Genomic DNA, 13,705 nt, shown 5'->3' with positions numbered 1-13,705 from the left:
TCGGGCAGCGGTGGGTGGAGGGTGTCGGGCACAGACGCGCGGAATGACGGATGCGAGGATACCGGCGCCCGTGGGGCCATCGCCTGGAATGCCGGTCACACCGGTATAGCCGCATTGAGTTCATAATGCGAACTATTCTTATTATCAAAGAATGCCCCTCGGTTGGTGTTGCCAGCACCCCGGTCACGGCGTACCGGAAGCAGTTGTTTCGGGAACATAGATCAGTCGTCCGTCCGGCAGGCGGTAGGTCGTTCCCGCAAGGACCCCCCGGCCTTCCCCGATGTTGCCGGTCGATTCGTAGCGGGTCAGCTCCCGCCCGTCCTTCACCGTGATGCGCATGTCGGATTCGCCGGGATTCTCCACCACGACGGCTTTGGTCGACGAGAAGGGGTTGAGCGGGTTGCGCACGACGACAATCATCAGGATGCCGATGACCACCAGGAACAGGTCGATCAGGTTCACCACCGACAGGATCGGATCGTCGGCGTCGTCATGGTCGAGAAAGCGCATCAGCCGGCCCCCCCGGCGTCGGCCAGGGACCGCTCCACCGCCCGCAGATCCTCCAGCAGCCAGCGGCGGCGGAAGGTCAGGATGAAGAAGGCGATGCTGGCCGCTACCAGCGCCAGGATCACCGCGGAGAAGGCCACCGTCAGGTTCTCGCCGATGCCCTGGGCGTCGTTGCGGGTCAGGGCCAGCAGAGCCGGCCCCATGGGGATCATCGTCGCCACCAGCCCCAGCATCGGCGCGCTGCGGGCCACCACCCGCAACCACTCCAGCCGCTTCATGATCCACAGCTCCAGATCGTCGCTGCCGCATCCCGTGCGGTGCCGGTGGGCGATCAGCGGCGAGCGGTGTACCCCGCGGCGGCGTTGCCACGCCTCCACCGCGAAGGCCCCCAGCGCCGTCAGGCTGTAGGCCAGCGACGCCAGGATCAGCAGCAGGACGGGCAGCAGGAACAGGCGGGCGATGTCGTAGAGCCCACTTTCTAGAATGGTCATGATGAAGTCCTCAAAGAAGTGAGCCGGCGGTTGGCGCCGGCCTGCCGGGCGGCTCCGCCCAGAATGAAGAGGATGAGCAGGCTAAGACCGGCCAAAGCACGCCACGCCGCGGGATCGGCCTCGCGGTCCGCTGGAACCGGGGTCATCACCGTTCCCCGCACGGCTTCGGAAACGGCTTCGGACGGGGTGGTTTCCGCGGATGGGGAGGGGGCGGATGGTTCCACCGCCGGGGCGTAGCCGGCGGCCATGGCCTTCATGAAGGCGGCGGTGGCCGATTCCCCGGCACTCGCACCGTGGTCGCGCGCCAGCACCTGCCAGCGTTCGGCCAGTTCGCGGCGCGTCCGGTCGTCGGCGTCCCAATAGCCTTTCCGGATCGCTTCGGCCATCCGCTCGATCACCTGCGCCTGGGCCGTGGGGTTGTGCCGTTCGAACCAGCCGTCTATCCCGAGGTTCCGACGGTCCCGGACGTAGGTGTCGTGGACCGCCTGCCACTGGTCGGCCCGCACCGTCTCCGGCGCCGTCACCTGCCAGCCCCACAGGTTGTTGACCGTCTTCACGATCTCCGTGGTGCCGGCGTAGCCCTCCGCCTGCATGGCGCCGATCCAATGCGGATTGAGGTAGCGCGACTGCAGCTCGTCGGCCAGGAAGCGGGCTGCCCCGGTGACACGCGCCTGCGCCTCGCGCAGGTCGGCGATGTAGAGCGAGGGGCTGTCGCCGTCGAGACGCCGCACCGCGAGCGCCAGCCCGCCGAGATGCTCGAAGGGGTGGTCGGTGGACAGCACGCCGTGCAGCCGCGACGATCGTGCGAGCACCGCCGCCTGAACGCCGCGCAACGTCTCGGCGAAGAGGTTTCCATCCTCCGCCGGCAGCCGGATACCCCATTCCCGCGCGCCATAGGCGTATTGAAGCCGGTCGAGGAACGCGTCGGCCAGCGCGGCGTCCTGCGTCCAGTGGGTGGAATCGAGCACCGCATGGGTCAGTCCGCTGCCGTAATCCCCCGGCTCGTTGCCGAACAGCCGCAGCGCGGCCAACTCCTGCGCCCGTTCCGGTGCGACGCCCTGCGCGATCAGGCTCCGCGCCGTCTCCGCGCTGTGGCGCGCCACGGCGTTGCCCGGCTCGTCCAGCCGGGCCAAGCGGTCGATGGCTCCGGCCAGCAGGCGCATGAAACCGTCGAACTGGTCCCGGTAGACGCTGGTCACCTGGAGAACCACGTCGATGCGCGGGCGCCCAAGTTCTGCCGCCGGCACGATGTCCAGCGCGGTGACCCGGCCCCCGCCGTCCCACACCGGCCGCAGGCCCAGCGCGTGAAGCACTTGGCTTTCCAGCACACCCAGATGGCGCATCGCCTCCGACGACCACAGCGAGACGGCGATCTTCTCCGGCACCGCCCCGTCATGCTCGGCCCGGTAGGCGTCGATCAGCTTGGCCAGCGCGTCGGCCCCCGCCTCGTGGGCCGCGCGGGTGGGGATTTTGTCCGGCTCGAAGGTCGCGATGTTGCGGCCGCTCGGCACGTCCGGGTTTCGCACCGGATCGCCGCCCGGCCCCGGCTGGACGAAGCCGCCCGACAGCCCGGCGAGCAGAGCCTCCACCTCCTGCGGGTCGGCCAGATGACGGTCGAGGGCGGCGGCCCGCTCCAGCAGAGCGCGCAGCTCCGGATCGGCGACCGTGTCCAGCGCCATCTCCTCGCGCAGATGGCGGTGCAGCAGGCGGTAAGGCTCCGTCTCCTTGAGGGTGTCGAACGTGTCGGCAAAGACCTCCCGAGGGTCGAGGCCGAGACGGCGGTAGAAGGGCTCTCCCAGTTGCTGCATGACCGTGGCGAGGCGATGCTCGGGGGCGGCCGGGTCACCGAAGGCGTGCAGTCCCAGCGGCATGGCGTGGCGGGCCAGTTCGTGCAGATGGTCATGGAGCGCCGCCAGGAAGTTGTCGAAATCCGCGCTCATGCGCTCGGCATCCCACCCGAGATCGCGAGCGATGCCGGCCTCCACCGCCGCCGTCCGGATCCGTTCGGCGGTGCGGTCACGGGTGGCGCCTCCGTCGAGCTGGCCATGCTCATGGACCAGCGCGTGGAGGTCGCGCAGTTCGTCATACAGCCCGGCGGGGGCGAAGGCCGGGGTCTGGTGGCTGACGGTGACGGCGCGGCCCCGCCGCCTGGCCTGGATCGCCTCGCCGATGTTGTCCTGGATGTAGGGATAAAAGACCGGCAGGGAGCCGACCGCCAGGATCGGGAAATCATGGGCCCACAGGCCGCGTTCCTTGCCCGGCGTCCATTCCTGGGTGCCGTGGGTGCCGAAATGGATCAGCGCATGGGCCGCCAGCGCCTGCCGCACATACAGGTAGACGGCGAGGTAATAGTGGTCCGGCGGCATCTTGGAATCGTGATAGGCGTGGCCGGGCGTTCCGCCGCGTGGCGGCTGGGGCAGCAGGGTCAGCTTGCCCAGACGCAGGCGCGGAACCACGAAGCGCGCCTCGCCGTCGATGGTGCGGACCGCCCAATGCTCCTCGGGCCGGCCCCAGCGGTCGGTGACGCTGTCGCGGACCGTCTCCGGCAGGGCGGCGAACCATGCGGCGTAGCGGGCGACCGGGAAAGCCTCGGCCAGCCCGGCGGCCAACAACTGGTCAAGCGTCTCGGGCCGGTACAATCCGCCGAGCATCGCCTGCCCCGCCTCGATCAGCCGGGCCTCTTCGGTCGGCGGCACGTCGTAGCCGGCGGCGGCGAGCGCGCCGGTCAGCCGTTCCAGGCTGCGCGGCACGTTCAGGTTCGAGGCCGACAGGTTCTTCTCGCCCGGTGGATAGTTCCACACCATCACCGCTAGGCTCTTGTCGGCGTTGGCCGTGCGGCGCAGGGCGGCGAGCGCCGCCGCCTTGTCGAGCAGGGCCGCCACCTGTTCGGCGATGGGCACGGGTTCTCCCCTCTCCACGGCTTCGATCACCAGCGGATCGCTCATCCCCCAGCCTTCCGGCACCGCCAGGAACGGCGCCACCAGCTGGGACGGAACGCCGGCTGGCGCGCGGCGCCAGTCCTCCGGCCCGCCGTCGCGATAGCCGAGGGTCTGCAGCACGGGAATGCCCAGGCTCTCGAACTCGGCCCGGCGGGCGGGACCATTCTGCATGTGATGCAGGTTGACCAGCAGCGCGGCACCCGCCGGCTGCAGAAGAGACTGCAGCGCCTGCGGATCGGTGGCGTCGAACCAGACCGCCAGCGGCGCCAGCCCACGGGCCTCGGCCCCCGCCACCAGGGCGTCGATGACCCCGGTTTGCATCGCCGACAGGCTGCCGGCGTGAAAGGCGAAGGCGACGCGCGGCGCGTCGGCGGGCCAGCGGTCCGCGCCCCAGGCGAGATAGTCCCCGACGTGTGAAAAAAGCCGCGGCGCCGCCGGATGATAGACGCCGCTCTTCGGCAAGGGCTCCGCCGGGGCCAGGGCCTCAGTGTTCCCACCCGCCCGCCATTCCCGGATGTAGGCGGCCATGCGGCGCAAATTGATCTCGCCGCCGTTGGCGTAATAGGCGAGCAGGCGCCGCGCGTGCTCCGGGGCCACACCTCCGAAGGCGGGAGGGCCGCCTCCGACCTGGAGCCAGGGCACGCCGGCATCGTCCAGCGCCGTCCCCAGCGCCTGTCGCACCACGGCGAGATCGCCCGGACGCGGTGTGTCGAGGATGACGAGGTCGGCGCCGGCCAGCCACGCCGCCGGCTCGCCCGTTGCGGTCTCGACGCGCAGGCTGTCCAGCGTCACCCCGTCCTCGTCGGCGAAGCGGGCGAGGCGCTCCAGCTTGCCGGGAAGCACGAAGCTGTTGGTGACGACCCGGACCGTCGGGCGCGGTGCAGCCTCCGCCGCCCGTGCCACCGCCATCCCGGCGGCGCACAGGCACAGGACCACGATCAATCGTGAAAGGAGCGTCATGTCAGAAGCTGTGGTTCAGACCGACCCAGTAGAGCCGCCCCTCTTCCGCATAGGGGAAGAGCGGGGACTTTTCGGCCAGCCGCTGGTCGGTGAGGTTCTGAATGCCGCCACGCAACACCACGCTGTCGGTCAGCGCCTGGCTGAGGTCGAGCGACAGCAGCGTGTAGGCCGGCAGGCGCGTCGCCGCGCCCGAGGAGGGGGCGAGCGCCTGTCGGGCTACATACTCGGTGCGCAGCCGCGCGGTGAAGCGCTCGACCGGGCTCCAGGCCAGCGTGGCGTTGGCGCGGTGCCGGGGTCGTTCACTCAACTCCAGACCCGTGCCGCGGTCCTCGCTGTCGAGGAAAGTGTAGTTGGCGTCGAGGCGCAGATTCGCCGGCAGGTCGATTCCGCCCTCCAGCTCCATTCCCCGGATGCGGGCCTCGTTGATGTTCTGATAGGTGCGGATTTCCCGGCCGCGGACGCCGCAAAAGCGGGTGCAGGCGGTTTCGATCAGATTCTCCAGGTCGTTCTGGAACAGGGTGGCGCGAAGCGACCAGGATTCGGCCCGGTACTCCGCTCCCAACTCGTAGGCGGTGCTGGTTTCCGGCTCCAGGGCCGGGTTGCCGACCACGGTGAAGCGACCGGCGGCGGCGGCGGCCTGATATTGCGGCGAGAGCTGCTTCAGCGTCGGCGCCTTGAAGCCCTTGCCGACGCCGCCCTTCACGGTCAGCGCGTTGGTCAGGTGATGGACCAGATAGGCGCGCGGGCTGTGCTGCCACCCGAACGCCTCGTGATGGTCGGCGCGGTCGCCCAGCACCAGCGACCAGTCGGCGCCCAAACTGATCTCGTCCTGGAGGAACAGGGCGTGATGGTTCGCCGCCGCCGAGCCGGCGCGGTTGATCGTGCTGTCAGTCAGGCGCTCGCGATGCCATTCGCCGCCCAGCGTCACGCGGTTCCAGGACAGCACCGGCACGCTGACGTGTCCATCGACGATGTCGTCGGTGAGCGTTTGCGGCTCGGTCGGCACGCCGACCGAGCGTCGGCTTGTGCGGTCGAGCGTGGATCGGTAGGCGCGCAGGCTGGTGTTGCCCCAGGTCCAGTCACCCTGATGCGCCAGTGAGAGATGGCGGCGGTCGATCGTGTCGGTCGTGGTGTAGATCGACGCGGCGGTGGCGCCGGATTGGACGGTGTAATCCCTGGTCTCGTGCCCCTGCCCGTAGGCCAAGTCGATCCGCTGCGCCTCGTCGGGTGTCCAGGTCAGGGTGGCGCTGCCGGTGGCGGCGCGCCGCCTCTCCAGCTCGGTCAGGCGCGGATCGGCCAGGGCGCGGGTCGGCTCGCGGCTCTGGCTCCGGCCGGTGACGCTCAGGCCAAGCACGCCCGGCACCAGCGGTCCGCCGGCATAGGCGCCCATCTGCCCGCTGTCGCCGCCCGTCCCGGCCGTCAGCCCGCCCTGGGCGGACAGGCTGCCATGCCAGGCATCGGTGGCGCGGCGCGTGATGACGTTGACGACACCACCCAGAGCCTCCGACCCGTAGAGCGACGACATCGGCCCGCGCACCACCTCGATGCGCTCGATGGCTTCCGGCGGCACCCAGTTGAGGTCGTAGTCGGCATGCGCGATGGCGTTGCCGGCGGTGTTCACACGCTTGCCATCCATCAGGATCAGCGTGTGTTCGTCCGGCATGCCACGGATGGAGATGCCACGGCGGTTCAGACCGATGCCGCCGACCATGATGCCGGGCGTGTCGCGCAGGGCGTCCGCCAGATCCTGCACCGGGCGCTGCAGAAGTTCCTCGCCGGTGATGACGGTGACGGTCGCCGGGGCGTCGGCCAGCGAGCGTTCGGTGGTCGTCGCGCTGACCACGACCGGTTCCAGTACGACCGGACCATCCGCCGACGCTCCGGCGGCGCACAACAGGGCCGGTGATGCGGCGAGAAGGCAAGAGAGTACCCTTCCCGCCCGAGGGCGGGCGCGGCTGGCACGGCAGTTCATGTTATCCCCCAAAAGTCCCCCTGGCGTGGGAACTCATCACGCCAACTAAGTAATGTTATAACATTACATATCACTTTCGCGTCAACCCCCCTCTGTTCCGTGAACGCAACCGCATGTTCTCAGGCGGCGTCGTTACGGCGGCGGCTCACAGGCGATGACGATATCGCCGCTGGATAAGAGCTGTTGGCCGGACGCGGCATCGAGGCGTCCTAAAAGACGGGCCGGCGTTGGGTGATGAGGCGCGGGCCGGCCATTGCCGGCAGTGTCAATTACCGTGACAGTGCCCAAGAAGCGCCTCGATATTGGCGTTCTCATCGAATTGCTGCTTGGCAGCAAGGGCACGTTCACTTGCCTGAAGTCAAGTCGCGGCCCGGCTCGGCGGGGTAAGGTTCGGCCCGTGCCCGCTGAGGGGGAGGTGCCGAAGACTACGAACTCCTTGCCGATGCGGTCATCCATTCGCCGGAATGGTCGGCACGCGGTCGACGATCGCAGTCATCGCACCCGCTGTTCTCCTCTTTCCCACAACCCGAACATCGTCGGGGCTGGACCTGCCATGATCACAAGAACGGACGCCATGACCGACACCGTCGCATCCGCGAAGCCGAGCGTGCCCTGGAGGCAGCGGACGGTTCTGTTCATGATGGCGTCGGTGACGTTCCTCTTCCTGAGTTTTCTGCTCGTCAGCGCCTACGCCTGGTTCCATACCGACGCTGCGGTGCGGGTGGCCCATGTGGGCGAGCTTCGGTCGCTGCTCGCCAATCCCGAGCCCGCCAAGCCCGGTCCGGATCTGGCCGGGCGCGTCGTCTACGTCCGGGGAACCGCAACGGCTGGAAAGCCGATCACCGACAGCAGCACGGGCCTTACCTTCGAAAACTCGCTGATCATCCAGCGGATCGTCGAGCGGTACCGCGGCGGCCGGAAGGCAGGCTGGAGCCCTGAGGAGACGCAGTTCATGCCGTCGTCCGGCGCGCGTCTTGACGGCTGGGCGTTGACAGACCCGCTTCTGGCCGCAACGCCCTCGGCACTGGAACCCTTGCGCCCGAACGAGGATTACCGGTTGCCCGCGGGCATGGTGCTCTCCGCCAGCGATCCCCATGGGGCTTATCAACCAAGCGGCAGCGCACGGGATTCCGACCCGGTGTCTCATCCGACGGCCAACGACCGGCGACTCATGTACCGGACTTTGCGGGAGGGGGCCTTGAGCGTGATCGCTGCGGCCGACCGGAGCGGTCGCGGATTGGTGCCGCTTCGCATCGACGGGGATGACGTGGCGCTCGTGGCGAATGGAAGCGTCGATGCCGCGACCATGGTCGACGATGTGCTGAAGAACGCCAACGCGGCGCGTGCCGAAACGATGCTCTGGGCTCTTGCCGCCGGTTGGGTGTTGTTCCTGATCCCGGCGTTCTGGGCGCCGGTGCGGCGCTGGACCGCTCTGACCATTGTCCCCTTGGGCGGCATCCTCGTGACACTCACCGCCGCATCGGTCGCGGCCGTGCCGGGTGGCGTGGCCGGCAGCTTTCTCGCTGGGCAAGCCGTTGCGCTCGGGTATGTGCTGCTGATCGGATTGGCTGCCCGGAGGCGTGGCACCTTGGCTTGACCCGGTCGGAGGGGGCTTCGCAGCACACTGTGCCTAGCCGCCGACGAACCCCTCAAGCGGGGCCGTGCTCGACTGCCCAGGGCCATTCGGCCTGAGTCACGCCGCCACGGCCCGAGGACACCGCCAGCGGTGGATCAGCGGAGCCTCAGGGATCATTGCGACCGTGGGCCACACGGAACCAGTGCTCCGCGTGTTGACGACAGGTTTCGGCTTCGACGGAATCGCCGGATCGCTCGGCGTCGTCGGCGCGGGCGAGCCACTGGACGTGCTTTTGCTGAGCGGAACCATTGACCTTCTGGTGCGGTCGCGCCGGGGCTCCCTGCACGGCTTGCCGTTGGGCCGCTTTGCCGAACCGTGGCTGCCGACGGGCGCGATCGCCCGACGGATTGTCGAAAGGCATGAACGTTGATCCTCATGTGGTCGGCGGGCCGCGATCAGGAGCGAAGGATGATTTCCGAACGCTCAACCCCGGCATTTCTTTGTCACGTCGGAAAAAGCTCGGAAAGCTTCGGTCACATCATTCATGACCTGCGGGAAGAACGCAACGCGGCCGGCAAGCGGGCCTTCATTGATTGGCGTGGGGCGGGGGAGCGGGCGCGACAAAGGGGGCGGTTTGCCGGGGTCCCTCTCGTCGGCACGGGGAGGCTCGTAGAAATGTAGGGCGAGCTGACCATCGGGTTCGGCGGCGTAAGGCAGGCCGGGCTCGGTCCGGCGTTCCGCACCGGGAAGGACATACTGATCGCCTTGGGCAGTCCTTTCCGTCACCGGCATCCACGACACCCATTAACCGGTTGAAGCCTCGTTCAACCTATCAGATTTCAGCCAATCCGCTCCAGCGAATACGGCAGATTGCCGGGCCTTCGAAGTGGCAGGTAACTCCGGGAAGCGGCTGAACGAAAGGCCGTGCGCGGTCAGAGCGCAAGTTGGATGCGGTCGTCCTCGTCCGTCTCCGCTTCGGCGGGGACGGCGCAGCACAGCAGCACCTCATCGGCGGCGACCGCCGCGCTCGGCTCCTTGACGTAGGTCACCGCACCCTTGAGCAGCTTGGTGCGGCAGGTTCCGCAGGTGCCTTCGCGGCAACTGAAGGCGGGATCGAGGCCGCGCGCCTCGGCGAGGTCGAGCAGCGTGCCGGAGCCGGGTGTCCAGCGCGCCTCCTTGAGCGTGTTCATGAAGGTGATCGGCACCGGCTTGGTCGAGGGCGGCCGACGCGCCGGTGTCACGGCGGCTTCCGTGGCCTCACCCGTCCGCTTCAGGGAGGACGGCCCGAACGCTTCGGCGTGAATCCGGCCGTCGGCGATGTTGTAGCCGCGCAGGCCGTCGTAGAGCGCCTGTGTGAAGGCGGGCGGCCCGCAGAGGTAGAAGTCGTAATCGTTGAAGCCGAGGATTCGCGTCAGCAGCGCCATGTCGATGCGGCCCACGGCGTCGTAATCGACTCCCGGCGCGGCATCGCCGGGATCACTGAGGACGCGGACGAGCCGGACGGCGCCGTTCGCCGCCGTGACGAGATCGGCGATTTCCCGGTCGAACGGACGCTCCGGTCTGGAGCGCGCGGCGTGGACCAGGATCGTCGGGCGGATTCGCTGCGTGCGCAGCCCCTCATAGACCACATGGCGCAGCATCGCGAGCAGGGGCGTGATGCCGACGCCGCCGGCCAGCAGCACGGCCGGCCGCGTCGCACGGGCGTCGATGATGAAACCGCCTGCCGGCCCGCGCGCCTCGATGACGTCGCCGACCCGGACATGGTCGTGCAGGTGCCGCGACACCAGGCCCTCGCGCTTGACGCTGATCCGGTAGATCCCGTCGGACGGGGCGACGGACAGCGTGTAGGTCCGGACGACCGGCGTGTCGGCGCCCGCCGGCGTGACGCGGATGGGCAGATGCTGTCCGGCCAGATGCGGCAGGAGCCCCGCGCCGTCGTTCGGCCGCAGATGAAAGGAGCGGATGGTGGCGCTTTCCTCGACGATATCCGTCACCGTCATCGGCCGCCAGCGCGTCGCCAACTCCTCCGCGCGCAGCCGGTCGGCAGCCTGCCGCCAATCGCCCGTCATCAGGGAGCTGGGCGACCAGCCATCCGTCCGCAGCGTCCAGCGCAAGGCCAGGGCGCCGCGCCGGCGGACGACCTTGCGCACCTTGAAGGTCCACAGCCGCTCGGCGCCCTGGAAGGCGGCGATCTCCGGCGACTCCAGGACCACCGCGGCGTCGCCGGTCATCTGCAGCAGGTCGCCGCTGGCGAAATCGACGAAGAGCAGCCCCGCCTTCCCGTTGAGCAGGATGTTGCCGAGCGTGGCGAAGAAGAGGTTGCCGTCGAAATCGGGAATGGTGAGGGTGCCGTCCTCGGCCACGCGGACGAACCCGGCCTTGCCGCCACGATGCGACACGTCGACCTGACGATGATTTCCGCGATCGGCGTAGGAGGCGACGAAGAAGGCGTCGGCCGCCGCGATCACCGTCCGCGCCGCCGGATCGAGGGCCGTCAGTTCCTCGACTCCTCCGGCGAAGGGCTGGCCGGGGTCGCGGGCCAGCGTAGCATCGCGCAGCTGGATGTAGCGGGGGCAGTTGCCGAAGCTCTGGTCGACCGCGACGCGGAAGCCCGCGGGCGTCGTCGAGACGACGCCGTTCATGCGGTTGCGCCGCCGCGTGTGCATCTCGATGCCAAGGAGGCCGACCGGCTCGCCATCGGCCATGCCGGCCCCCGCGGGGTCACGGGCAGCCGGGCGCGCGGCGATGTCGAGAAGGGTCGGGGACGGCGAGGACATGAAGCCGGGCCGGCCCTCCAGCACGGTGGCCCAGGCATCGCCGCCCGGGTCGGCGCTGCCGATCACGAGGAACGGGAGCTGGGCGTAGAAGTCGCGGTGCTGGTCGGGCATGAAGTCGCGGACGACCCGCTGTCCGACCATCGCCATCCGGTCGGCGACGCCGACCTTCTCCTGCAGGAACGTCTCGCCCTCATGCCACGTCAGCAGCGACTTCGTGGTCTCACCCATGTCCCGTCTCCTCCGTGAAAGAAGCGGGCGCGCCGGTGTGCGCGCCCTGGCAGCGCGTCATGCGGCGGTGAGCCCCGCCGGCGTCTGGGCGAAGGGGACGAAGCCCGGCAGCGCCTCGACCCGGCGGAGGAAGGCGTTAACGGCCGGATAACCCGACAGATCGACGTTGCCTTCCGGGGCGCGGGCGACGTAGCTGTAGATGGCGACGTCGGCGATGGTCGGCCGGTCGCCGACCAGCCAGTCGCGGCCGGACAGGTGGCTGTCGAGCCTCTTCAGGAGGGTGTGTGCGCGGCCGATGACCTCATCGGGGTTGAAGCCGGCGCCGAACACCGTGACCAGCCGCGCCGCCGCAGGGCCGTAGGCGACCTCGCCCGCCGCGACCGACAGCCAGCGCTGGACAGCCGCGGCGTTCCGGGCGTCCTCGGGCAGCCAGTCGCTGCGCCCGGCCTTCTTCGCCAGATAGACCAGGATGGCGTTCGAGTCCGCGACGACCACGCCATCGTCGTCCAGCACGGGCACCTGACCGAACGGGTTCAGCGCCAGGAATGCGGGGGTCTTGTGCGCGCCCGCCGTCAGGTCGACCTCGACCAGCTCGTGGGGCAGTCCGAGCAGGGAGACGAACAGGCGGGCGCGGTGCGCATGGCCCGACAGCGGGTGATGATAGAGCTTCATAGCCGACTCCTGCGATGCTGGCCGGGACCATCCCGATCCGCACACAGAGAGTGCGCCCCTCAGCCGATCACGGGAATGACCCGGTTTGGCAGTTCATCATTACACTCAATGCAATAATCCCGGTTGGAGAAGGGCGTTCGGGATGAATGCGTTTGAAGGTCAAGTCCGTCCAAGATAGGTGTAAAAATAGGTCACAAGGCGATTGAAAGGCGGTTGGCCACTCTGAAGGGGCACCGTCAACTTTTCGGCCAACCCGTTGCCGGGGCCGGCGGAGGCCAAATACGGAAGGGGCGTAACGAGGCGCTCCAATCCCCGCTACGCCGGCTAGCGCTATCTCGCCGAGACCATCGCAACGGCCGTTTGGCATCCCGGTCACCCGCCACCGCTTGGCTCCCTCCAGCGTCCAGGCCTTCCGCCGCATGCCGGCCAACTTTGCAACAGAGCCGGACCTTGCCCTCTCCTTGATCGCGACGTTGGTGCGCAAATCGGAATGACGAGACGCTGTCGTGGAAGGAGCACCGGCCGCAGGATGGGCCGGAACCTGCCGAAATTTCTCAACGGGTCACGTCGACGACGACGCGGCCGCGGATCTTCCCAGCGAGAATTTTGGTCGCCAGTTCGGGCAGCGCGTCGAAGGGCTGCACCTCGTACATCGTCTTCAGCGCGCTCCGGTCCAAGTCGCGCGCCAGCCGTGTCCAGGCGGCGTCGCGGCGGTCCGGCGGAGCCATGACGGAGTCGACGCCCAACAGCGCGACGCCGCGCAGGATGTGCGGCAGGACCGTTCCCGGCAGATCGGAGGAGCCGGCCAAGCCGCAGGCGGCGACGGCGCCACCCCACGCGGTCTGCGACAGCGCGTTGACCAGCGTCTGCCCGCCCACCGAGTCGACACCACCGGCCCAGCGTTCCTTCTGCAAGGGCGCGCCCTTTTCCAGAAGGGCGGCGCGGTCGATGAAGCCGCTGGCGCCGAGGCCACCCAGATAATCGTGCGTTTCGGGCCGACCGGTGGAGGCCACGACCGGGTAACCGCGCTTGGCGAGCAGCGCCACCGCAATGGAGCCGACACCGCCGGCCGCTCCGGTGACCAACACCTCCTTGCCGCCAGGGCGGATGGCGCCCCACCGCTCCAGAGCGTCTACGCACAGCGCGGCGGTGTAGCCGGCGGTGCCGATGCCCATCGCCTCTTCGAACGAGAAAGCGTCCGGCAGACGGGTCAGCCACTCCGCCTTCAGGCGCTGAAAACGGGTGTAGCCGCCCCACTGCGTTTCCGACAGGCCCCAGCCGTTGGCGACCACCTTGTCGCCGGGCTTCCAGGCGGGAGAGCGGGACTCGACCACGGTGCCGGCCAGATCGATGCCGGCGACCATCGGCAGCTTGCGGGCGATCCGGCCCTTGCCGGAAACGGCGAGTCCGTCCTTGTAATTGAGCGTGGAGCAGGCGACCTCGACCAGCACATCGTTGTCCGGCAGGTCAGCCAGCGTCAGCGTCGTGAAGCCACCCTTCGGCTTGCCGCCAACGTCCTCGATGACAAAGGCTGTGAAGTTCTCGGCCATGGTGGTTCTTTCTCTTCGTTGAAGACGATGTTG

General features: G+C 68.8%; 9 protein-coding genes. 1 reads left to right on the top strand and 8 read right to left on the bottom strand.

Annotation, left to right across the window (positions count from 1 at the left end; all coding sequences use genetic code 11):
- Positions 1-183 precede the first annotated feature (183 nt).
- From AC1DVI_RS08735 to AC1DVI_RS08720, 4 genes are read right to left on the bottom strand one after another with little or no spacing between them, the layout of a single operon-like run.
- A complete protein-coding gene (locus AC1DVI_RS08735) occupies positions 184-510 on the bottom strand; it encodes a DUF2149 domain-containing protein (protein WP_476957621.1) in 327 nt (108 codons plus the stop codon).
- Positions 510-998 (bottom strand): MotA/TolQ/ExbB proton channel family protein, encoded by a 489-nt coding sequence (locus AC1DVI_RS08730; protein ID WP_149165705.1) that lies wholly within the window; start codon positions 996-998, stop codon positions 510-512. Before AC1DVI_RS08730 ends, AC1DVI_RS08735 begins: the two co-directional genes overlap by 1 nt.
- Complete coding sequence (gene cobN / locus AC1DVI_RS08725) at positions 995-4,897, bottom strand: cobaltochelatase subunit CobN (RefSeq protein WP_476957620.1); 3,903 nt, start codon at positions 4,895-4,897, stop codon at positions 995-997. The genes AC1DVI_RS08730 and cobN overlap by 4 nt, the downstream gene beginning before the upstream one ends.
- Before the next feature lies 1 nt (position 4,898).
- Positions 4,899-6,740, bottom strand: a complete 1,842-nt coding sequence (locus AC1DVI_RS08720; protein WP_476957619.1) for a TonB-dependent receptor domain-containing protein — start codon at positions 6,738-6,740, stop codon at positions 4,899-4,901.
- Positions 6,741-7,443: 703 nt separating this feature from the next.
- Here AC1DVI_RS08720 and AC1DVI_RS08715 point away from each other — a divergent pair.
- Complete coding sequence (locus AC1DVI_RS08715; protein ID WP_476957618.1) at positions 7,444-8,466, top strand: TMEM43 family protein; 1,023 nt, start codon at positions 7,444-7,446, stop codon at positions 8,464-8,466.
- Positions 8,467-8,611: 145 nt separating this feature from the next.
- Here the strand turns inward: AC1DVI_RS08715 and AC1DVI_RS08710 are convergent, their stop codons facing one another.
- The 4 genes from AC1DVI_RS08710 to AC1DVI_RS08695 all read right to left on the bottom strand — a co-directional run bounded on the left by AC1DVI_RS08710 (position 8,612) and on the right by AC1DVI_RS08695 (position 13,672).
- Positions 8,612-8,866: a DUF4167 domain-containing protein gene (locus AC1DVI_RS08710; protein ID WP_476957617.1), complete on the bottom strand. Its 255-nt coding sequence runs from the start codon at positions 8,864-8,866 to the stop codon at positions 8,612-8,614.
- A 511-nt stretch (positions 8,867-9,377) separates the two neighbouring features.
- Positions 9,378-11,450 (bottom strand): 2Fe-2S iron-sulfur cluster-binding protein, encoded by a 2,073-nt coding sequence (locus tag AC1DVI_RS08705; protein WP_476957616.1) that lies wholly within the window; start codon positions 11,448-11,450, stop codon positions 9,378-9,380.
- A 57-nt stretch (positions 11,451-11,507) separates the two neighbouring features.
- Positions 11,508-12,122 carry a glutathione S-transferase family protein gene (locus AC1DVI_RS08700; protein ID WP_476957615.1) on the bottom strand — a complete coding sequence of 205 codons (615 nt, stop codon included), beginning with the start codon at positions 12,120-12,122 and terminating at the stop codon, positions 11,508-11,510.
- A gap of 554 nt (positions 12,123-12,676) precedes the next feature.
- Complete coding sequence (locus tag AC1DVI_RS08695) at positions 12,677-13,672, bottom strand: MDR family oxidoreductase (protein WP_476957614.1); 996 nt, start codon at positions 13,670-13,672, stop codon at positions 12,677-12,679.
- Positions 13,673-13,705: the final 33 nt, after the last annotated feature.

The organism is Azospirillum sp. P4_B5 (genome assembly GCF_056402275.1).
This window is presented reverse-complemented; position numbering and strand designations above follow the sequence as displayed.

Coding starts and splice junctions, on each gene's coding strand:
- AC1DVI_RS08700 (WP_476957615.1), bottom strand. CDS start 12,122: ATGAAGCTCTATCATCACCCGCTGTCGGGCCATGCGCACCGCGCCCGC.
- AC1DVI_RS08735 (WP_476957621.1), bottom strand. CDS start 510: ATGCGCTTTCTCGACCATGACGACGCCGACGATCCGATCCTGTCGGTG.
- cobN (WP_476957620.1), bottom strand. CDS start 4,897: ATGACGCTCCTTTCACGATTGATCGTGGTCCTGTGCCTGTGCGCCGCC.
- AC1DVI_RS08710 (WP_476957617.1), bottom strand. CDS start 8,866: ATGCCTTTCGACAATCCGTCGGGCGATCGCGCCCGTCGGCAGCCACGG.
- AC1DVI_RS08695 (WP_476957614.1), bottom strand. CDS start 13,672: ATGGCCGAGAACTTCACAGCCTTTGTCATCGAGGACGTTGGCGGCAAG.
- AC1DVI_RS08730 (WP_149165705.1), bottom strand. CDS start 998: ATGACCATTCTAGAAAGTGGGCTCTACGACATCGCCCGCCTGTTCCTG.
- AC1DVI_RS08705 (WP_476957616.1), bottom strand. CDS start 11,450: ATGGGTGAGACCACGAAGTCGCTGCTGACGTGGCATGAGGGCGAGACG.
- AC1DVI_RS08715 (WP_476957618.1), top strand. CDS start 7,444: ATGACCGACACCGTCGCATCCGCGAAGCCGAGCGTGCCCTGGAGGCAG.